This window comes from Ruegeria arenilitoris (genome assembly GCF_013035315.1).
GTDB classification, from domain to species: Bacteria; Pseudomonadota; Alphaproteobacteria; order Rhodobacterales; family Rhodobacteraceae; genus Ruegeria; species Ruegeria arenilitoris_D.
This window is the reverse complement of record NZ_WQHP01000010.1, coordinates 1-19114: the sequence shown is the minus strand read 5'-3', so window position 1 is coordinate 19114 and position 19114 is coordinate 1. Positions and strand designations below refer to the sequence as shown.

Sequence of the window (19114 nt, the reverse complement as noted above, 5' to 3'; positions counted from 1 at the left end):
TTTCAGTCTTGAGGCTTGTCCCGACTCACCGTAATTTCTAAACCTAACTTTAGGTCAAGGTATTTTGTGAGGGTGAAATGGCTGTGTCCGAAGAGTTGGCAATTGGCGCGTTGGCGCGGCGCACGGGATTGGCCGTATCGGCAATCCGGTACTATGAGGCGCAGGGGCTGATCTCGCCCTGGCGCAATGCTGGCGGACAAAGGCGCTATCAGCGGGCAGATATCCGGCGATTAAGCTTTGTCATGATCGCCCAGCAATTCGGCCTGACCCTGCCCGAAATTCGCGAGGTTCTGTCCGAACTGCCCGGCAACCGCACGCCAACACCGCAGGATTGGAAAGCCATAAGCGTTGGGTTGCGGGCGCATTTGGACCGCCGAATCGATACGCTGACGCGGTTGCGCGACAGTTTGGACGGCTGTATCGGCTGCGGATGCCTCAGCTTGCCAAAATGCGCCCTTTACAACCCGGATGACCGCGCCAAATCCAATGGTAGCGGTCCCAGGTACCTGATGGGGGACTCTCCCGAGGCATAACTGCCGCATTGCAGCAATGTTACGCCGTGTTTCGATTGACCAACGTCTTTCAGACCATGTAATCAGCCGAGAAACAAAATTGCGCAGACCACGCAGTGAAAGCGCCAATTCGGAAAGTTAGCTAAGGAGCCCGCGATGGCCGAGATTGAACGCGAAGCGATGGAATACGATGTGGTGATCGTGGGTGCAGGCCCCGCGGGCCTGTCGGCGGCCATCCGTCTGAAACAGCTGGATGCCGACCTGAACGTTGTCGTTCTGGAAAAGGGTTCGGAAGTGGGTGCGCATATCCTGTCAGGCGCAGTCCTGGACCCGTGCGGGCTGGACGCTCTGATCCCGGATTGGAAGGAAAAAGGCGCGCCGCTGAACGTGCCGGTGCACGAGGACAACTTCTACATGCTGGGTGAGGCGGGCAAGATCCGGATCCCCAACTTCCCGATGCCGCCACTGATGAACAACCACGGCAACTACATCGTCTCGATGGGCAACGTTTGCCGCTGGATGGCCGAGCAAGCCGAAGAGCTGGGCGTTGAAATCTTCCCTGGCATGGCCTGTTCCGAGCTGGTTTACGGCGACAATGGCGAAGTCAAAGGCGTTGTTGCCGGTGTCTTTGGCCTGGAGCCCGATGGATCCTATGGTCCAGGCACCGAGCCGGGCATGGAGCTGCACGGCAAATATGTCTTCCTGTCGGAAGGTGTTCGCGGTTCGCTCTCCAAGGAAGTCATCGCCAAGTACGACCTGTCTGCTGGCAAAGAGCCGCAGAAATACGGCGTCGGCATGAAGGAAATCTGGGAGATTGACCCGGCCAAGCACAAGGAAGGCAGCGTCACGCACACCATGGGCTGGCCACTGGGCAGCAACGCGGGTGGCGGGTCATTCATCTATCACCTTGAAAACAATCAGGTCTATGTCGGTTTCGTGGTTCACCTGAACTACAAGAACCCGCACCTGTACCCCTACATGGAATTCCAGCGCTTCAAGCACCACCCGATGGTGGCCGAGCTGCTGAAAGGCGGCAAGCGCGTCGCTTATGGTGCGCGTGCGATCACCGAGGGCGGTTATCAGTCGATGCCAAAACTGGTTGCGCCGGGCGTTGCGCTGCTGGGTTGTTCGGCGGGTATGGTCAATGTGCCGCGCATCAAGGGCAACCACAACGCGATGCTGTCCGGCAAAGCGGCAGCCGAAGCGGCATTCGACGCGATCAAAGCGGACCGTTCGGGCGACGAACTGACCGCGTATGAAACCGATGTCCGTGAAGGCGCGATTGGCAGCGACCTGAAGAAGGTCCGCAACGTCAAGCCGCTGTGGTCGAAATACGGCCTGACGGCCAGCCTGATGCTGGGCGGTATGGATATGTGGACCAACACGCTTGGCTTCTCACTGCTGGGCACTCTGGGTCATGGCAAGAATGACGCGGAAGCGACCGAGGATGCCAGCAAGCACCAGCCGATCGACTATCCCAAGCCTGATGGCACGCTGTCGTTTGACCGTCTGACCAACGTATCGTTTGCGATGACCAACCACGAGGAAAGCCAGCCTTGCCATCTGAAGCTGGCTGATCCGTCGATCCCGGTCAAAGTCAACCTGCCCAAGTTCGACGAGCCGGCGCAGCGTTACTGCCCCGCAGGCGTATACGAGATGGTCGAGGATGAAGACGGCCCACGATTCGTCATCAACTTCCAGAACTGCGTCCACTGCAAAACCTGCGACATCAAGGATCCCAGCCAGAACATCACCTGGACCACGCCGCAGGGCGGGGACGGACCGAACTATCCCAACATGTAAGCGAAAACATGGGCAATGGCGGGGTCGTGAAGGCCTTGCCATTGCCTCTTTCCTGCCAAAGCCCTAGCTTGTTGGCCAGTCAACGATAGCAAGGCAGGATTTTGGTGGCTTCCCTCGTTCGTCGCGCAGCATTGGTCGCGCTGTTAACCTCGTCATTTGCACTTCCGGCTCTGTCGGATACAGGCTCAGGGGCGTATCTGGCCGGGCGTCAGGCGATTTACCAAAGCGACTATACTTCAGCCGAGAAGTATTATGCGCAGGCACTGCGCGCCGATCCCGAAAATGGCAAACTTCTGGAAAACGTAGTGGTAGCCCGCCTCGCCTTGGGCGAAGTTGCTCGCGCCTTGCCTGTCGCACGGTCCATCGAAGAGCTTGGGCTGCCCAGCCAGGCGGCCAAGATGGTCATAATGGCGAACCTGATCGCCGACGACAATCTTGAAGAGCTTCTTGCGCGCGATCCCGAGACGCAAGGCGTCGGGCCACTGGTCGACGGCTTGATCTTGGCTTGGGCCCATGTGGCGCAGGGCTCGATGACCAGCGCTATGGAAAAGTTCGACGAAGTTGGCACGCAGGAGGGCTTGCGGGATTTCGCAATGTTCCACAAAGCCCTGGCGTTGGCGTCGATCGGTGACTTCGAAGGGGCGGAAGAGATCTTTTCGGCCAATAACGGGGCCGTTTCGCGTTTCTCACGCCGAGCGGCCCTGGCCCGGACCGAGATTCTGTCGCAACTGGATCGCAACGAGGATGCGATACAGTATTTGGATGAGGTTTTTGCCGCTGGCAGCGACCCCTCCATAGAAGGCTATGTGGCGCGGTTGGAAACTGGTGAAACACTGCCCTTCACTCATGTCCAGTCTGCCAAAGATGGCATGGCCGAGGTGTTCTTTTCCGTGGGTGCGGCGCTCAGCAGCGAGGCATCGCAGGACTATGTGCTGCTGTACGCACGGATCGCTGCATTCCTGCGCCAGGATCATGTAGATGCAATCCTTCTGAGCGCCGAGCTTCTGGACGCGTTGGAGCAATATGATCTGGCGGTTGAGGCCTATCGCATGGTGCCCACCACCAGCAGCGATTATCACGCGGCCGAACTGGGCCGGGCCGAAGTTCTTGGCCGGTCCGGCAAAACCGATGCAGCGGCAGAGGTTTTGCAAAACCTTGCTGCCCAAAGCCCCGATCTGCCCAGTGTTCACGTGGCCCTTGCCGATCTGCAACGACGGCAGGAAGACTATGCAGACGCGGTGCGTACGTACGACACGGCGATTGAACTGACCGAGCAGGGCATCAGCGGAAACTGGTTCCTATACTACGCCCGGGGTATTTCACATGAGCGGCTCAAGAATTGGGACTCGGCCGAGGCGGATTTCCGCAAGGCATTGGAACTGAACCCCGATCAGCCGCAGGTGCTGAACTATCTGGGCTATTCGCTGGTCGAGCGGAAAGAAAAACTGGACGAGGCGCTGGACATGATTGAGCGCGCCGTGGCAGCGCGTCCTGACAGCGGATACATCGTTGATAGCCTGGGTTGGGTTCTGTTCCGTTTGGGCAGGTATGACGAGGCGGTAGGGCATATGGAGCGCGCGGTAGAGCTTATGCCCGTCGATCCGGTGGTAAACGACCATCTGGGCGACGTGTACTGGGCCGTGGGCCGTGCCCGCGAGGCCGAGTTCCAGTGGAAGCGCGCGCTGTCATTCATTGATCCCGAAGACACCGATGGTGAGGCCGACCCGGATCGAATCCGCCGCAAGCTTGAGATCGGACTGGATGCGGTTCTGGCCGAAGAAGGGGCCGAACCGCTGAAGGTCGCCAATGGCAACTAAGGCCTTCGCGCCCGCCAAGATCAATCTGACCCTGCATGTGACCGGCCGCCGCGACGACGGGTATCATCTGTTGGATTCGTTGGTGGTCTTTGCGGATGTCGGCGACACGCTGGAGTTCACTCCGGGGCCTGAATTGTCGATTTCAGTGACGGGCGAACATGCGGTGGGCGTGCCCACTGACAACCGTAACTTAGTGTGGAAGGCGGCCGCAGCTACGGGCTGGACGGGGCACATAGCGTTGAACAAAGTGCTTCCGCACGGTGGCGGGATCGGAGGTGGGTCTTCTGATGCGGCCGCGACACTTCGAATGATCGCCGAGCAAGGCACTGAAATCCCGGATGGCACAGCTTTGTCCCTTGGTGCGGATGTGCCAGTGTGCATAGCGGCCAAGGCCACGCGGATGCGCGGCATTGGTGAGCGGCTGGAACCGGTGACCTTGCCGCAGTTACCTGCCCTATTGGTCAATCCTGGTGTCGAGGTGCCGACAGGTGCGGTGTTCTCGGCCCTGCAAAGCCGCGATAACCCTGCGATGCAAGACCACATCCCGACCTTTGAAACGCCCGATGCCTGCGCCGTTTGGCTGCAAAACCAACGAAACGATCTTGAGCCCCCCACCAAAGGCCTCGCGCCCGAAGTGGCTCGTGTACTGGACGAGCTGGCGGATACCAAAGAAGCGCTGCTGGCCCGCATGTCGGGCTCAGGTTCGACCTGTTTCGCACTTTACCCCACGATGAAAGCAGCGCATTTCGCCGCCTACGAGATCGGCGCGGCCCATCCCAATTGGTGGTGCCGCGCAACGCAGCTTAGTTGAGGCGTGAAACTACGTAATCTGCGAGGTCGCGCAGCAATGTGCGGATTTCGTGATCCGGCAACGTGTCCAGCGCGGCTTTTGCCTTAGCGGCCCAACCAAAGGCGTCCGCGCGCGTAGCCTCAAGTGTGCTGTATTTGTTCATCAGGCTCAGCGCGTGGTCCAGATCGCCGTCTTCCTGGCGTCCCCGACCAATTGTGCGCTCCCAGAATGCGTGCTCGTCCGGCGTGGCCTGAGCAATAGCTTTGATCACCGGCAGCGTCAGCTTGCGCTCGCGGAAGTCGTCGCCGACGTTTTTGCCAGTCGCCTTACTGTCACCCTGATAATCCAGCAGATCATCGGCTATTTGGAACGCGATTCCCAAGGCATCGCCATAGTCGTACAGCGCCCTTACCTGAGCCTCTGAGGCTCCGGCAATCACACCGCCAACCTCGGTCGCGGCAGAAAACAGCGCGGCGGTCTTGCCGCGTACGACCTGCAGATAAATTGCTTCGGTGGTACCCAGATCGGTGGCTGCCGTCATCTGCAGCACTTCGCCCTCGGCAATTGTTGCCGAGGCGTTGGCCAGTATGTCCAGAACGCGCAGAGATCCGGTTTCAACCATCAGCTGGAAGCTGCGGGAAAACAGATAGTCTCCGACCAACACGCTGGATTTGTTGTCCCACAACAGGTTCGCAGTGGGTCGGCCCCGCCGCTGGGCGCTTTTGTCGACGACATCGTCATGCAGCAGAGTTGCGGTGTGAATGAACTCGACCGTTGCGGCCAGACGTACGTGGTGGTCGCCCGCGTATTCGAACATGCGGGCCGCTGCCAGCGTCAGCATGGGGCGCAGACGTTTGCCGCCGGCTTCGACCAGATGTGCGGTGACTTCGGGAATGCGAGGCGCGTGTTCCGATGCCATGCGCGTGCGGATCAGCTGGTTCACCGCATCCATTTCACCTGCCAGAAGCTCAGCAAGTCGTTCGTGCGGTTTCGAGATAGTGCCGATGTTCATCACTCTCCTGATACAAGGCTCGACTTCCGCCTCGCCTTGCCCTTACATCAATCCCCATGAAAGAACTACTGCGCAGCACCGATCCGACGATCCTGGCCTTTGCTTCCGCCCTTCTTGAAGGCGAGGATATAGACTGCTTTCAGATGGACGTAAATATGAGCATCCTCGAAGGAGGTATCGGAATCTTTCCGCGCCGCCTGATGGTGCGCGCGGATGATCTGACCCGCGCGGAACGGGTGATGCGTGACAACGACATCCCACTGGGTCGATGACCCTGTTTTCCGACACTGATTTGACTCGAAACGACTTTCTGGGTGGCCGTGTGCGGCTTTGGCAGCCACGGTCTGGATATCGTGCCGGGGTAGACCCGGTGTTGCTGGCCGCCACGGTACCGGCGACACGTGGTCACACCGTTTTGGAACTGGGCTGCGGGGCAGGGGCGGCGGTCCTTTGTCTGCTCGCCCGCGTGTCGGGCTTGCAGGCTGTCGGGGTCGAGCTGCAAGCCAGTTACGCCGATCTGGCGCGCCGCAATGCGGCCGAGAATGACGCACCGCTTGAAGTGGTCGAGGCGGATCTGAGCGCCTTGCCCGCCGACTTGAAACAACGACAATTTGATTACGTGATTGCGAACCCGCCTTACTACCGGGCTGGGGCACACAGCCCGGCAGAGGATGCGGGGCGCAGCGTCGCGCTGGGCGAACAGACGCCGCTGGAGCTTTGGTTCGATTGCGCGGCCAAACGCCTTGCCCCGCGGGGCTATCTGCACATGATCCAAAAAGCGGACCGGCTGCCCGACATGCTTGCAGCCTGTGCGGGGCGCTTGGGATCGGTCGAAGTGCTGCCCTTGGCCGCGCGGACCGGTCGGGCTGCCGAATTGGTTATTCTACGGGCCAGAAAGGGCGGAAAAGCTGCTTTTCGACTGCATGCGCCGCTGATTTTGCACGCGGGGGATCGCCACGAAAAGGACGGCGAAAGCTATGAACCGCAGGTGTCAGCAGTACTGCGTGATGGGGCTGCGATGACCGGGTTTTTTGGTCAATAGGCATTAACCAGCCGAATTTGTCGGATTTATTACAGATTCTGTGCGTCTGCAGCGTGACAGGGTGGAAACGATGTGGTCAAATTCTTACGTGAACCTGAGACACCAACGAAGGAGTATCGCCATGAGCGTGAGCGCACATCTGACCGAACTGAAGAAAAAGCACGAAACTCTCGGTCTTGAAGTCGAACAAGCCCAACGCTCGCCAGGCATCGATGATCTCCATATCGCTCAACTCAAAAAACAGAAGCTAAGGCTAAAGGAAGAGATCGAGCGCCTGTCAAACTAGCGTTTCAGACTTGCACGCGCGGCAATGATCGCGCCGCCCGTAATCAAAAGTGCCGCGATCGCCAGACCCCAGGACGGGGCGGCGATCCCGGCCAAAACAAGAACCAGCGTAGACAACAAGGGTGCCGCATACGACGCCGTGCCCAAGACCTGAATGTCGCCCTGTTTCACCCCGATATCCCAAACATAGAACGCCAGCCCGACCGGACCCAGCCCGAGTGCTACTACGGAGGCCCAGCCAAGGGCCGTGTCAGGCAAGATCGTATCCTCGACCGCCAGATGCAGCGCGGCCGAGGCGATGGCCGTGGCAATGCAGAATACAGCGACCGAACTGGTGGGGGTGTCGCCTAAACGACGCGACAGCACAGAATAGCCAGACCAGGTCAGTGCGCATAGCAAGGCCAATGCGTATCCCGGCAGATGCTCGGCTTGAAACCCGGCGCTGCCGCCGCCTGCGATGATCACGGCCGCCCCGGCAAAACCCAGGCAGGCCCCGATCAGATGTCCGATCCTAAGATGCTCACCCGGCAGAAGCCCTGAAAGCAAAACGATGAGCAATGGCCAGAGGTAAGCGATCAGGCCCGCCTCGGCCGCAGGTGCCATGCGCAGGGCTGAGAAATAGAGGGCGTGATAGCCAAACAGGCCGATTGTACCAAAAACGTATGTGGTCCAGGTGATGTCCAGCAACTGGCGCAACCCGCCGCTGCGCCACGTCCAGATCAGGCCCAAAGCTCCGCCGATGGAAAAACAGATGGCGTTCAGTAACAGCGGTGGCGTCGGCACCGAGCCCACCGTGAACAGTGCCAGCAGAGACCAAAGGAGGACGGCGATGAACCCAATGGCCGTGGCGCGCGATTTCGTCATGTGGCCGGAACCTCTTCCACCGGAATAATCTCGAACTCATCCGAGATATGGGCTGTCTTTTCAATCTCTGACATGAACCAGTCGCGGAATGCTGCGATCTGCGGTCTGTTTTCCGCCCCCGGCAGGCACAAGAACCGAAAACGGCCCTGTGTTTCAATCGCGGTTTTGAATGGGGCAACAAGGCGACCCTCGGTCAGGTCCTTGATGATCATCGCGCGGCGTCCCAGTACCACGCCAACACCGGCAACAGCGGCATCAATTGCATGGTCCGCGTTCGAGAAATGCGCCCCATGGCTGGGCGCAAAATCCACACCGACCGCCCGAAACCACTTTGGCCAATCGCTGGGTGGCTGCAGGAACGCGATAGAGTCGTCAAAGATCAGCGGGGCGTCTTTCAGGCTTTCCGGGGTTGGAAACTGCTCGGCCAGTTCGGGGGTCATGACCGGCGTCAGCCATTCCTTGCGAACGGGTAGCGAGTATAGCCCCTCATCTCCGCCATAGCCGAACCGGATGGCGACATCCACGTCGTCGCGCTCAAGATCCATGTTGCGCAGGGTGGCCGAGAATTTGAGGTCGATCTCAGGGTGCGCCCGGGCAAAGTCGTAAAGACGCGGGGCAAGCCACTTGGCCGTTAACGCGGGCCCCGCCGTCACTGTCAGCGAGGTATCGTTGCCCTGCCGTCGCGCGGCCTGCCATGCGGTTTGCAAGGCGGCAAACCCCTCGGCCGCACCCGGGGCAAGGGCACGCCCGGCTTCAGTCAGTTCGACCGCGCGGTTCAGGCGGAAAAACAACGGTCTCCCCAGATGCTCTTCAAGCGACTTGATCTGAAACGACAGGGCCGCTGGGGTAACGCGTAATTCCTCGGCGGCCTTGGCAAAAGACATATGGCGTGCGGCGGCGTCAAAGGCGCGCAGGGCGGTCAGAGGGGGAAGATAGTCGCTCATAGATGCACAAGAAAATCTTAACTGAAACCCGAAGAAAGCTCGTTTGTCAGTATGATTGATAAGGCGCATATTGGGTGTAAGTCAAACAAAGCTGAACTGAAAGGAAGACTGCCATGATCGAAATGACAACAAATCCAGCAGCCGCCCGCGCCTTTCAGCGGGCGCATGCCGAGCGCAGTAAAGCGATTGCACGGGCTTTCAGCTGGCTATTCGGTTCCCGCTGAACGCAGCGCGCACGTTCTTACGGGATAATTTTAGGCTCTGGCGTTGTCTAACAACGCTGGGGCCTAATTGCTCTTGGAACCAATACTCTTAAATTCGCTAAGTATTGTTGTTTAAAGTAAAAGCGGATTAAAATCTTCGGTTTCCCCGGCCTTTCCCCGGCGTTTCAGAGCAAACCATCAATCGCGTTCATCGCCTGAGCGCGGTCATCGTCGTCCGGCTTTTGGTAGCTCATCGTTTGTTCCGGCGATGCGTGGCCCAAAATGCCTTGAAGCACACGAATTTCGGTTCCGTTGCGCAGCATCATTGTGGCGAAGAAATTGCGCATCCCGTGCGCCGGACTAAAAGCTTGTGGTAACCCCAAGTTCCGCTTAACCCGGCGACCCGCATCTGAAACCGCACCCATTGACCGTTGACCACCGTTCTTGCCGGGGAACACGAAGTCACTGCTCCCGGCTTTCAGTTTCGCCCTGCGCAGCACCCGGACAGCGTCAGAGACAAGCGGAACGGTACGTTCGCTTGTACGCGTCTTGGGCGGTCCTAACACCCACTCTCCGGCCTTGTCCCGCGTTAGGTTCCGGCGCACATGTAGTTGCTTGCCTTCAAGGTCAACACAGTCCCAGAGCAGACCACCCGCTTCACCCCGGCGCAACCCAGTCAAGGCGCACAACCGATACAGCAACCCGTGTTCAGTGAGGTCGAGGGCGTCCAGAAACAGGCGCACATCCACCAGCGGTGGCACCACTCGTTCGCCGTGTCGTGAGGTCTTTGGCAACCGAGCAGCAGAACAGGGGTTGTAGATGATCTTACGCGCCTTCACAGCGTCATTCAGGGCCGAACTGATGATGGCCTTATAGTTGACAAGCGAACCGGCACTGACACCGCGTTCCCGCATTGCGGCCAACCAGTATTCAATTTCGTCCACCGAAAGCTTGGCAAGTGGGACCGCACCAATATGTGCGTTCGCGTCGTCAATAACCGACCGATATCCGACTGCTGTGCTCGGCCGGACCAAGTTCATGCGTTCCCGGTAATCGACCCAGGAGCTAAGATATGCGGCCAGCGACCCCTTGCCGAAGGTTCCGCCAACCAATTCCCGTTTGGCAGCTTCGGCCTTTGCCTCGGCGTAGGTCTTGAACGTGGCTGAAGGCGCGTGAATCCGTTCGCCGTTCGGGGTCGTGCGTTCAGATTTTACCCGCCAGCGCGGTTCGCCTTTCTTGGTGTAGACCTTATTGATGCTAGCCATCTCGGTTCCTCCTGTACTGGGCGCCAGACTTACAACTGGGGCCGCACCAAGCAGCCGAAGACCGCTTGGGGACGATGCGCCGTTCGCAGTACCCGCAGCGAATGATGCTCTTGCCTTCAATGATTGTGTGAACCCCCGACACCGCGACCGCCGTTAGTGGGTCGCGCGCATTGGGGAAGAAGTTGTGCTTGGCCGTGAAGTCCCAGATCAGGTGTGGGCCGAGTATTTCAGCCACTTTCCCCATCCTGGCTGCGTTTGGGACCGGGCGTAGAGGCGTGTTAGAGGCGTTCTCGTTGCCCTCGCCGGTTACATAGGCCAGCTTTAGTAACTTACACGCCTCTACAACGCTCTCCAGCGGCCCGAGGTCCGTTGCCCCGGTCAATTCGGCCAGTGCTGCGGCCAACGCACCCATCTGCGCTTCGGTCCGGGGCACGTATTCCGCAATCAGGTAATGCACAGCCCTGAACCGCAGTTCGTTGTCCTGTGCGTCCGCCATCTCGCGGAGCAAGGCCTGTTGTCGTTTTTCGATCATCTGTAATCCTGTCTGTACGATAAGTTACTTCTTTTTTAGTATAAGGGTTTACCTGGGAAGTAAAGTTATATAGCTTCAATATACTCCAAATAATGCTTCCAATGGAATACAATATGTCTGATATTGAACCAAACAAGCAGTATACATTGCCCGAGGTGGCGGAGATATTGCAGATCAACATACAAACCATTCAAGCGAAGGTTCGGCACAAAGCCATCCCTCACCAGCAATACGGTCCACGAACCCGGCGCATCCTGGGGTCTGACCTGATTGACTACATCAACCAGTCGAAGGTTGAGGTGGTCGGGAAGGGTGCCGCATGAAGCCAATGACACTGCGAGACGAAGAACTGATCGGTGCGATCAAACACGCTGCGGCAAACGGCTATGGCGTGAAGGTTGAAGACGCGGCGGAACTGCGCACAGCCAGGAGCATCGTGAAAGCCTTAAACGCCGATGTGCGGCTGTTGATCTACAATCCGGCCACCGAAGCTAATGACAACGCCGAACCCAAAACCTAGCCCAGCAAGGTATATCTCGTTAAGGTTGTGATGTCAGAAACTGATCGATCCCCGCATCTGTGACGACCGGGGGTCAATGCAACAAGAGGCAACAAAAAACAGAAAATGCCCCAAGCTTACACGAAATGTACCCCACATAAGCGTCTGTTAAAAGGCGAATATTTGGCGTGTGTTTTGCGCACGAACACAGCTTACTACAGAGCTACAGGATTAAAGAAAAGTACCCACGACCGGATGAGCAGTCGTGGGCCAAATTTTTCCGTAGTTCTGTGGCGGTGTAAAGCCGACCGCAACGGTACCAACCACGGCTTTACAACCCTGAGTTTAGCTACGAGGACCCAGCGAGTAAAGCCCCTAGCCAAAATAGATAGGGGACAAAATGCCTACATTTACGCAAGCCTTGGCACTCGCAGACCAAGGAAAAGAAACCACAATCCGGTGTATTGGTCCTGGCCACACGGACCACAATCCGTCGCTGCTGGTTCGTCCCGGCGACCAACCCGGCACCTACCACCTGTGCTGTCTGGCTCGACGCTGTAGCAAGTCCGACCTAGAGACCGCCGCAAACGAGCTTGTAGAAAACGTTGCTTGGGCTGACAAACCAAGCCAGCGCGACAAACCAAAGCGAATACCAGAAGTCCCCGTGTCGTTCGGCCTACCTAAACAAGCAAATAAAGCAGACAAAATCCACGAAATACGCAACGGCGAAAACGCCCTGCTGGCTGTTGTTCTGCGTTGGGGGTCTGGGCAAGACAAAGTGGTTAAGCCCTATTATTTCGGCAAGGACGAAAACGGCCAGCGGTGGGTGCCCGGTTGGCCTAGCGGCGAACAACGACCGCTGTATGGCCTAGACAGAATAGAGAAACGCACCCCAGACATACCCGTGGCGCTGCACGAAGGCGAAGACGCGGCTGACGCCGGCAATATCGCAACGCAAGACGAAACCCACCCTTGGCACAAACAACTGCGGCGTATGGCCCACGCTTCGGTTATGGCTGGCGCAGGACCACAGCAAACGGACCTTCGGCCTTTGCGCGGTCGCACCGTTTACATATTCCGCGACAAGGACAAGCCTGGATTAGAGAAAGCTGTGCGGCTGGCCGACGCTTTAGAAGGGATTGCTGCTGCGGTTTACATATCGGACCCGTCCTACTTCGACCAGTTACGTAACCCGAAGAAACACGACGGGTCTGGGTGGGATTTAGCAGACGGGACGTTTGGTGCACGGGGTGTGGATTTTATGTCGAAGTTTCGGCTGCGCACGTTTCCGTATGATCGGATTGTAACCACTGGGCCGCAAGGAGGAGAACGAGTGTCGTATTTCTTCCGTCCACACTACGCAGAACTATTCGTCCACTTTAAGAACCGCAAAACCGTGTGCGAACTGCGCAAGCTCGACCCTGACGAAGAAGTAACTTCTGGCACGTTTACCAGCTACTACCACCACCCGTTTGCCCCAAGTAAGAACGCATACGAACAGGTGGTCGCGTCGCCTCACACAGAAATCGTGTACGACTATGGCACCGACCCCAGTCTACCGTTTGGCGCGCTGTTCTACGATGGTGGCCGCAGATACGCCAACCTGTTCCGTGGCCCAGACTTCGACCCGGTAGAAGGCGACATTGCTCCCTTCCTGGCCTTCGCCGAACACCTATTCCCAGACCCACGCGAACGGAATATCGCTCTTGCTTGGTTCGCTGTGGTCGCTGGAAACCGGACGCGAGACCGAGGGTTCCTGTGGGCTATCTGCGCGATATCGCATGAGACCGGGACAGGCAAAACTACCTTCGGCGAACTGCTGTCGGAACTGGTTGGTCGGGACAACGCGGACGAGATAACACCCCAGTTGTTTAGCAGCGACAGGTTTAACGAATGGTATCGAGGCAAGCGAATAATTGTTGTAGAAGAAGCCCGAGAGAGCGGCAAAAGTCCGTGGGGCTTTACCGAAGCCTTGAAGCCGTACATTACCAACGAGTTTGTGTCGATCGCGGAACGTTACCGGGGCAAGGCCACAACCCGCAATATCGGCTATTGGTATCTGTCCTCTAACCACGATAGCGCCATTAACATCGACGACACCGACCGCCGTTACTTTGTGCCGCGCGTTACCGAAACCAAAATGTCCGCGGACCAGATATCGGGGTTGCGCAGCTGGTTCTATAAGAAAGGCGGCAAGCAAGCCGTGCTACATTGGGCGCTGGCCGAAGCACCCCGGATAATGTCCCTGATTGGGACGCCAGAAGGCATTGAAAAAGGCTACACGGTCGAAGCACCGATTACCGACCGCAAACTTGACCTACAAGAAGACAACCTTTCAGAAGCTGCGCAATACGTACAAGAACACCTCGGCACCTTCGCCAAAACCCTTGTGCTGTCGTCGCAGGACGTGCGCGAATTTATCAAGACTGCGGTAAAGGACCGGCAAATAGACAAGCCGAAAGGCCGCCCGGACCTCGTCGCCAAACACGTGCTGACTGCTCTTGGTTTCCGTAAGGTTTGGGACCGCCGACGGTCGCTGTTCCAAGGCTCCGGCGTTCAGACGAAATTGGGATTTTATTCCCAACACGATTTCGGCAAGGAACCAAATTCCGAGTTGGTGCGTAAGAACTTCTTGCCGCTGTCCGCGCACTGGTCGTCTTTACTTGGTATCGCACCCTTCGACCCACGCGGAAGCACAATGGGTATCGCTGCTGATAATGCGGGTCGTATCTACCGGGTCGTATCCGACCTGCAGGATGACGAACCAGTGGACCGCAAGCACCTGCGTGTCGTACAGAAACCAACCGGACAATAGAAAACTCCCTTGCGGGTCGTATCCCGGGTCGTAGATACGACCTTATCAATTCCACGTAGTAACAGCGGGTTACACAGCATCGGGTCGTACGGGTCGTATCTTTTCTCTTATTGCGAAGAAATTAAGAATAAGGAGGGAAGAATGGAGAATAGGGGAAAACCAAAACAATCGCACTCCGTATGACCTGACGACCCGCACCAAACTCCGTTGTGCGGCCTAAACCGTGTTCGGTGCGTCGCCCAGAGCGTACAGTAGCAGGATGGCCAGAAGGGGTGATCCGACGATGCTGATGCCGACCCAGATCCACGGGTTGCGATTTCGGTTCTTGGCCATATTCCACGGCACGACGAAATACAGCCACAGCAGCGCGACCATCGCCAGAACGTACAGCACGAGTATGAATATGTCTTCCATGCGCACAGCGTAACACTGCAGGTATGTTGCTGGCTACTTTCTCTTAAGGTGTAACCGGGCCGACAAACCTAACAATTCTAATCGCTCCACCGCAGATAACTTCGATGTTTTCAGTGTGCCCATCAGACCAATAACTGCGAGCAAGTTCATCCCATTTCGTCGGCCCTGCCTCAAAATCTATCAGTTCATAATTGGTTTTGTGAACCAAAGCACTTTGATCGACTAATTCTACTTCATAGATCAAATTCGTCGCACGACCGTGGATTTCGGCAAACCTGCGAGCATCTGCTTCGCTTTCGCAGCAAAATACACAGTCTTGTCTGCTCGGTTTGCCACTAAACTCTTTTGCCCTCACAGTCTCATAGGCCAATTCCATATCAGCCTTTCTCCGATCAATTTCCAAATTGGACCGAATGCGCCAAAAGTTCCCGGGTAGTATCTCGCTCCCTACGCCTAAAGGTATTGGCGCGATGTGATAGAATGTTGAATGCATTGGATTATTCATCTCGGTATTTGAACTGTTCATTTTGGGAAGTGCAGACAAACACGACTGACAGCAGGTAGCAACGAGATTTGTTGCTGGCTAGGCCTTGCACGACCCCAAGAACAAAAATAGAACACCTGTATGAGACGCTGGCCAATGACTATTCCTTATGACTTGAGGTGTAAGCTTGAATCTGCGCGCCAGATGCGTTGTACGCGCGGTCCACAGGACGATTGGTTGGTCGTCCTGGAGTGGTTGGACGCCCACGGCGTTGCCCCACCAGACCATCCGTTGCCGACTGAGCCGGAGCAAGTTGGAAATATCGGACAATAGCGCGAAGATTTCTTTAGCCACACAACCAAAGATTTTGTCTCAGGTTCTTGCTCGAGCTATTCAGAGGAATTAATGCATCATGTTGAGCGGCTTAGCTGCGCCCTTGGACAACACAAGCAGAACCAAAGGAACACTGTATTGGAAGACCCCGTCAAAAAACTGGAAGAAAAAGTCGAGGCATTGGCCGCGAAAGTCCAGACATACGAAATTTATAGCAAAATCATTGGTGTAGTTGCCATTATCTTCGGCCTGAGTGGTGCATGGGGTTACAAGGTTCTGGACACTACCAAGAAAGAACTGGAAAGGGCTGAGAAGGACCTGGGGGTCGTCATAAGTCAAACAAATATTTTGAAAAAAACGGTCGAAAACGCGGGTGCAGCCTTTGATGAAGCCCTCATTGCAGCCAAAGCAAGCGTAAGAAACGAAGTGGCCCTGGCGGTAGAAAATGTGTCAACTGACTTCGTTACAACCGTTGTGAAATCAACAATAGGCAACGGTGTGGAGATCGTCCGAACGTCCGCCTTGGAAATTGTGGACTCGAACAACGAAAGTGTTGGCGGGTTTGCCGCCGGCAAAGACCCCGCGTTGTCGACCATTTGGCTTGGACCTAGCAGCGGAGAATTTGGGACGTGGATTTATGCAAATCGCGACGGAACTTCATCCATTCAAGCCATTTCCGATAAAATCCCTTTCTATAGGATCGGGTCAGACATAAACGGTAATGGATTTGCCCTCTTTTCCGGCAAGCGAGGCGCATCATCTCTATTTGTCGGTCACAATATCGCTGAAAACGTCGAAGTTTCAGCGAAAGTGAACGACGTTTTTCAGTTCTCTTTAACTTCGGATCGCTTCAACGGTGGGAAATTCCATCTTAGATCCCAAGACAATGATGTCATTGTCGAAGCCGGAAGGTTTACGGACACAAAGAATGGTTTTGTCTCGGTTTATGGACCACCAGAACTGCGTGGTTTGTTAGTGCCAAACCGATGAGACTGACCAACTAATAAAAAACAGAGGTGTGGCGCGGTGCGCCCACCTACTACGAAGTTGAATTTCGCCTTATTTATAGTGCCCTTTACCTCCAGAAGTTGTAACCGCTATCCTTTAGCTCCACCCAAAGTATAAAGGACTTGGTATGACCGAGTATCTCCCGGCTCCTGCCGACTTGCCCGAACGCGAAGCAACGAAATGGGCTGCGGTGGTGCACAGTCGTCCTATTGGGTATTTTACGGTGCTGCACGCCGACCTGATACGCATATACGTCAGCGCCGTGTGCACCCTGCTCGACCTGCGGAAACTGGAGCAACGGAAGATTGATAAACAGGGAGACGACTGGTTCCTAACTGAAGAGGCGGACCTTGTGGGTTTGCGTCGGATTTCCTTGGCCGGGGTGATCGAACAATACACCCATCTGCTTGGCCTAAGCCCTGCGTTGGGTACAAGCCTGCTTGATTACAATAAGCTGAGGCGTGACTTCACCTCAGAGCATACCAGTCCTGAACCTATCAACTAACTGCAGGACGGGAGCCGCAGCAACTGCCCGCAGGGGGCAGACCAAGATTTATACGAGCCGGAGTTTTTAGCGCACTAGGATGCCTCCGGTAAAACTGTCATTACGCAGCTTATTCACAACAGTGGTTTAGCTAAAGGAACCTGTGGGTTGCCCTTTTGCCAAATAAGCCAATTTTCGGGGGTAAGCTGAGTGGAGATTGAAGCAAAATGCCATTTACACCCGAAAAATTGGACGAGATACAACGCTGTATTAACTTGGCGCTCGCATCAACCTTGTTGAATGAGTGGGAGCGAGATTTTCTTAGGGGCATCAAGAGTAAGCTTGATCGCCACGGCACTGGAACAAACCTAACCAAGAAGCAATACAGTCAACTTCTGAAAATTACGACAAAGCAAACGCGCATGAAATCACGCAGCGTCCGTCAGCCAAATTCCCCAGCCAGGCTCAAAACAAGCCGAAGAGCCTTCGCCAAGAACCGCAGACGTCACAAAGCAAAGGGTAACAAACTGCTATCTTTGATCATTGCTTTGGGTGTTGCCATATTTTTGGTTTTCCAGGCTGTTGAACGGTTTCCGGAATATCTGGGTACTGTTGTTGCCTTGACTAGTACCCAAGAGCTCAGGGGTCGCGTGACCCGCGTCCGAGATGGTGACACTATAGAGGTTGCAGGTGTTCCTATTCGCTTCGGCTCGCTTGACTGCTCAGAGCGGGGAACGACGAAGGGCCGCCAGGCAACTGGGCGGATGCAAACCCTAGTCACGGACCAGAATCTGACCTGTTACCTTAATGGGCGAACTAGCTATGACCGTAAGATCGGCAGTTGCCGTTTGGAAGACGGCCGGGACCTGGGCGGGATAATGATAAGCGAAGGCGTTTGCCGAAGGTTTTGGTGACAACCATCAAACGAGCTTTACCAGTTCGTACTGATAGGGAGCACTTCCAACCTTGTTCTTCAACCAGGCGACAAAACAAAAGCGCCGGCAGTTCAATTCGAGTTTAGGTTCTTTTCGGCGTTCAATAGTAGATCCAGTTTCTTTTCAAAATCGCCTTCTCGGGAATTATGGTTCTTTAAAAGCTCACCGAGTTCGCGTTGATATGTTTCCGCATCAAGTGGGGCGTCTGTTTCGCCTTGGCGGTCCAAAAGGCGGTCAAGGAACTCTTTAATGTCCGCGTTAAAGTAGTATTCCACTTCATCAGACCGACTACGAAAATCTTCAATGAGACTTAGTTCACGAATAACCTCCAGCTGGAAAGCCCTCAATCGCTCCACAGAAGTTTTCTCATTAAAATCAGTGCTTTCCGAGGCCAGATCTTCCAAGATCTTCTCGACACTATCATAGCTCAACTGCAAGTCGATGTTCCGGTCCATCCTGCTCCTCAATGCATTCAGGTCGTTTATTGCTTTTCTCGCTTCATTTTCAGCAGCTTCCTTGTCGTTTTCCGCTTGGTTAAGCCTCAGTGTTGCATCTTGAAGATTAAGCTCAAGTTCCTTGTTGCGCTTATTCCAAAGCTCTCTTTCGTTTCCGTATTCTAACTCTATGGATTTACAAGAGAATTTTGCACGCTCGCTTTCGATTATTTGCTTTCTGTTAGCCTGCTCAGCAGTCAGTGTTGCCGCAAGGCTAGCCTTCTCTGTAAGACAGTTGATTTTGGCTTTTTCCGAAAGCTGAAGCATTTCTTTTTCGACTTCCAGCTCCTTGACAAGCTCACTAATTCTTTCATTTTTTGCTTCGGTGATGCTCTCAACATCTGGACCCAAAATCCAAAATATAAACGTAGTTGCGGAAGCAATAACGGCAGCAACAACCGTAGCCCAACCCATGTCAAATGGTTGCTGAAATACTCGCTTCATTACTATTTTCTCCAAATCTGAATTTTCAATGCGCGCACCCCAATTCTGAAGTTTCGGCATTAGAGTGCAAGCCTTAAACCTAGGGTCAGGACCCATTGATTTCCGTCTGGTGGCATGATTCACGGTTCGAAAAAC

At 55.6% G+C, this 19114-nt stretch carries 21 protein-coding genes; 13 read left to right on the top strand and 8 right to left on the bottom strand.

Annotated features, from left to right (window positions below):
• The first annotated feature begins 77 nt into the window (after positions 1-77).
• The 4 genes from soxR to GOV53_RS18155 all read left to right on the top strand — a co-directional run bounded on the left by soxR (position 78) and on the right by GOV53_RS18155 (position 4943).
• Positions 78-533 (top strand): redox-sensitive transcriptional activator SoxR, encoded by a 456-nt coding sequence (gene soxR / locus GOV53_RS18170; RefSeq protein WP_170469070.1) that lies wholly within the window; start codon positions 78-80, stop codon positions 531-533.
• A gap of 135 nt (positions 534-668) precedes the next feature.
• On the top strand, positions 669-2315 hold the full coding sequence (locus GOV53_RS18165; RefSeq protein ID WP_170469068.1) for an electron transfer flavoprotein-ubiquinone oxidoreductase: 1647 nt from the start codon (positions 669-671) through the stop codon (positions 2313-2315).
• A 104-nt stretch (positions 2316-2419) separates the two neighbouring features.
• Entirely contained in the window at positions 2420-4132 is a 1713-nt protein-coding gene (locus GOV53_RS18160) for a tetratricopeptide repeat protein (RefSeq protein WP_170469066.1), read from the top strand.
• Complete coding sequence (locus GOV53_RS18155; protein ID WP_170469064.1) at positions 4122-4943, top strand: 4-(cytidine 5'-diphospho)-2-C-methyl-D-erythritol kinase; 822 nt, start codon at positions 4122-4124, stop codon at positions 4941-4943. The genes GOV53_RS18160 and GOV53_RS18155 overlap by 11 nt, the downstream gene beginning before the upstream one ends.
• On the opposite strand, the gene GOV53_RS18150 is transcribed toward GOV53_RS18155, so the two are convergent.
• A complete protein-coding gene (locus tag GOV53_RS18150) occupies positions 4936-5934 on the bottom strand; it encodes a polyprenyl synthetase family protein (RefSeq protein WP_170469062.1) in 999 nt (332 codons plus the stop codon). The genes GOV53_RS18155 and GOV53_RS18150 overlap by 8 nt on opposite strands.
• A gap of 56 nt (positions 5935-5990) precedes the next feature.
• On the opposite strand from GOV53_RS18150, the gene GOV53_RS18145 reads away from it, so the two are divergent.
• The 3 genes from GOV53_RS18145 (at position 5991) to GOV53_RS18135 (ending at position 7262) form a co-directional block, all read left to right on the top strand.
• A complete protein-coding gene (locus GOV53_RS18145; RefSeq protein WP_170387439.1) occupies positions 5991-6206 on the top strand; it encodes a putative signal transducing protein in 216 nt (71 codons plus the stop codon).
• On the top strand, positions 6203-6976 hold the full coding sequence (locus GOV53_RS18140) for a tRNA1(Val) (adenine(37)-N6)-methyltransferase (RefSeq protein ID WP_170469060.1): 774 nt from the start codon (positions 6203-6205) through the stop codon (positions 6974-6976). Before GOV53_RS18145 ends, GOV53_RS18140 begins: the two co-directional genes overlap by 4 nt.
• Positions 6977-7097: 121 nt before the next feature.
• On the top strand, positions 7098-7262 hold the full coding sequence (locus GOV53_RS18135; protein WP_082643634.1) for a YdcH family protein: 165 nt from the start codon (positions 7098-7100) through the stop codon (positions 7260-7262).
• Here GOV53_RS18135 and yddG read toward each other — a convergent pair.
• The 4 genes from yddG to GOV53_RS18115 all read right to left on the bottom strand — a co-directional run bounded on the left by yddG (position 7259) and on the right by GOV53_RS18115 (position 11069).
• Positions 7259-8125, bottom strand: a complete 867-nt coding sequence (gene yddG / locus GOV53_RS18130) for an aromatic amino acid exporter YddG (RefSeq protein WP_170469058.1) — start codon at positions 8123-8125, stop codon at positions 7259-7261. The two genes, GOV53_RS18135 and yddG, sit on opposite strands and share 4 nt — an antisense overlap.
• Complete coding sequence (locus GOV53_RS18125; protein ID WP_170469055.1) at positions 8122-9069, bottom strand: transcriptional regulator GcvA; 948 nt, start codon at positions 9067-9069, stop codon at positions 8122-8124. The genes yddG and GOV53_RS18125 overlap by 4 nt, the downstream gene beginning before the upstream one ends.
• 388 nt (positions 9070-9457) lie before the next feature.
• Entirely contained in the window at positions 9458-10537 is a 1080-nt protein-coding gene (locus tag GOV53_RS18120; RefSeq protein ID WP_170469052.1) for a tyrosine-type recombinase/integrase, read from the bottom strand.
• The gene (locus GOV53_RS18115) at positions 10530-11069 is read right to left on the bottom strand and encodes a hypothetical protein (RefSeq protein ID WP_170469050.1); all 540 of its coding nucleotides are present in this window, start codon (positions 11067-11069) and stop codon (positions 10530-10532) included. The genes GOV53_RS18120 and GOV53_RS18115 overlap by 8 nt, the downstream gene beginning before the upstream one ends.
• Before the next feature lie 113 nt (positions 11070-11182).
• On the opposite strand from GOV53_RS18115, the gene GOV53_RS18110 reads away from it, so the two are divergent.
• From GOV53_RS18110 to GOV53_RS18100, 3 genes are all read left to right on the top strand, one after another.
• Positions 11183-11392 (top strand): helix-turn-helix domain-containing protein, encoded by a 210-nt coding sequence (locus tag GOV53_RS18110; protein WP_170469047.1) that lies wholly within the window; start codon positions 11183-11185, stop codon positions 11390-11392.
• On the top strand, positions 11389-11589 hold the full coding sequence (locus tag GOV53_RS18105) for a hypothetical protein (protein ID WP_170469044.1): 201 nt from the start codon (positions 11389-11391) through the stop codon (positions 11587-11589). The genes GOV53_RS18110 and GOV53_RS18105 overlap by 4 nt, the downstream gene beginning before the upstream one ends.
• Before the next feature lie 379 nt (positions 11590-11968).
• Positions 11969-14383, top strand: a complete 2415-nt coding sequence (locus GOV53_RS18100) for a primase-helicase family protein (protein ID WP_170469041.1) — start codon at positions 11969-11971, stop codon at positions 14381-14383.
• Positions 14384-14599: 216 nt separating this feature from the next.
• On the opposite strand, the gene GOV53_RS18095 is transcribed toward GOV53_RS18100, so the two are convergent.
• Together GOV53_RS18095 and GOV53_RS18090 are read right to left on the bottom strand one after the other, a co-directional pair.
• Positions 14600-14797, bottom strand: coding sequence for a hypothetical protein (locus GOV53_RS18095; RefSeq protein ID WP_170469038.1), 198 nt, complete (start codon positions 14795-14797; stop codon positions 14600-14602).
• Positions 14798-14840: 43 nt separating this feature from the next.
• Positions 14841-15173, bottom strand: a complete 333-nt coding sequence (locus GOV53_RS18090) for a hypothetical protein (protein ID WP_170469035.1) — start codon at positions 15171-15173, stop codon at positions 14841-14843.
• A gap of 579 nt (positions 15174-15752) precedes the next feature.
• Here GOV53_RS18090 and GOV53_RS18085 point away from each other — a divergent pair.
• From GOV53_RS18085 to GOV53_RS18075, 3 genes are all read left to right on the top strand, one after another.
• Complete coding sequence (locus GOV53_RS18085; protein ID WP_170469032.1) at positions 15753-16604, top strand: hypothetical protein; 852 nt, start codon at positions 15753-15755, stop codon at positions 16602-16604.
• A 145-nt stretch (positions 16605-16749) separates the two neighbouring features.
• Entirely contained in the window at positions 16750-17127 is a 378-nt protein-coding gene (locus tag GOV53_RS18080; RefSeq protein ID WP_170469029.1) for a hypothetical protein, read from the top strand.
• Between the two features lie 206 nt (positions 17128-17333).
• Positions 17334-18020 carry a thermonuclease family protein gene (locus GOV53_RS18075; protein ID WP_170469027.1) on the top strand — a complete coding sequence of 229 codons (687 nt, stop codon included), beginning with the start codon at positions 17334-17336 and terminating at the stop codon, positions 18018-18020.
• A 92-nt stretch (positions 18021-18112) separates the two neighbouring features.
• Here the strand turns inward: GOV53_RS18075 and GOV53_RS18070 are convergent.
• Positions 18113-19114, bottom strand: a 1002-nt coding sequence (locus GOV53_RS18070; RefSeq protein ID WP_217361263.1) for a hypothetical protein, incomplete at its 5' end; no start/stop codon positions are given.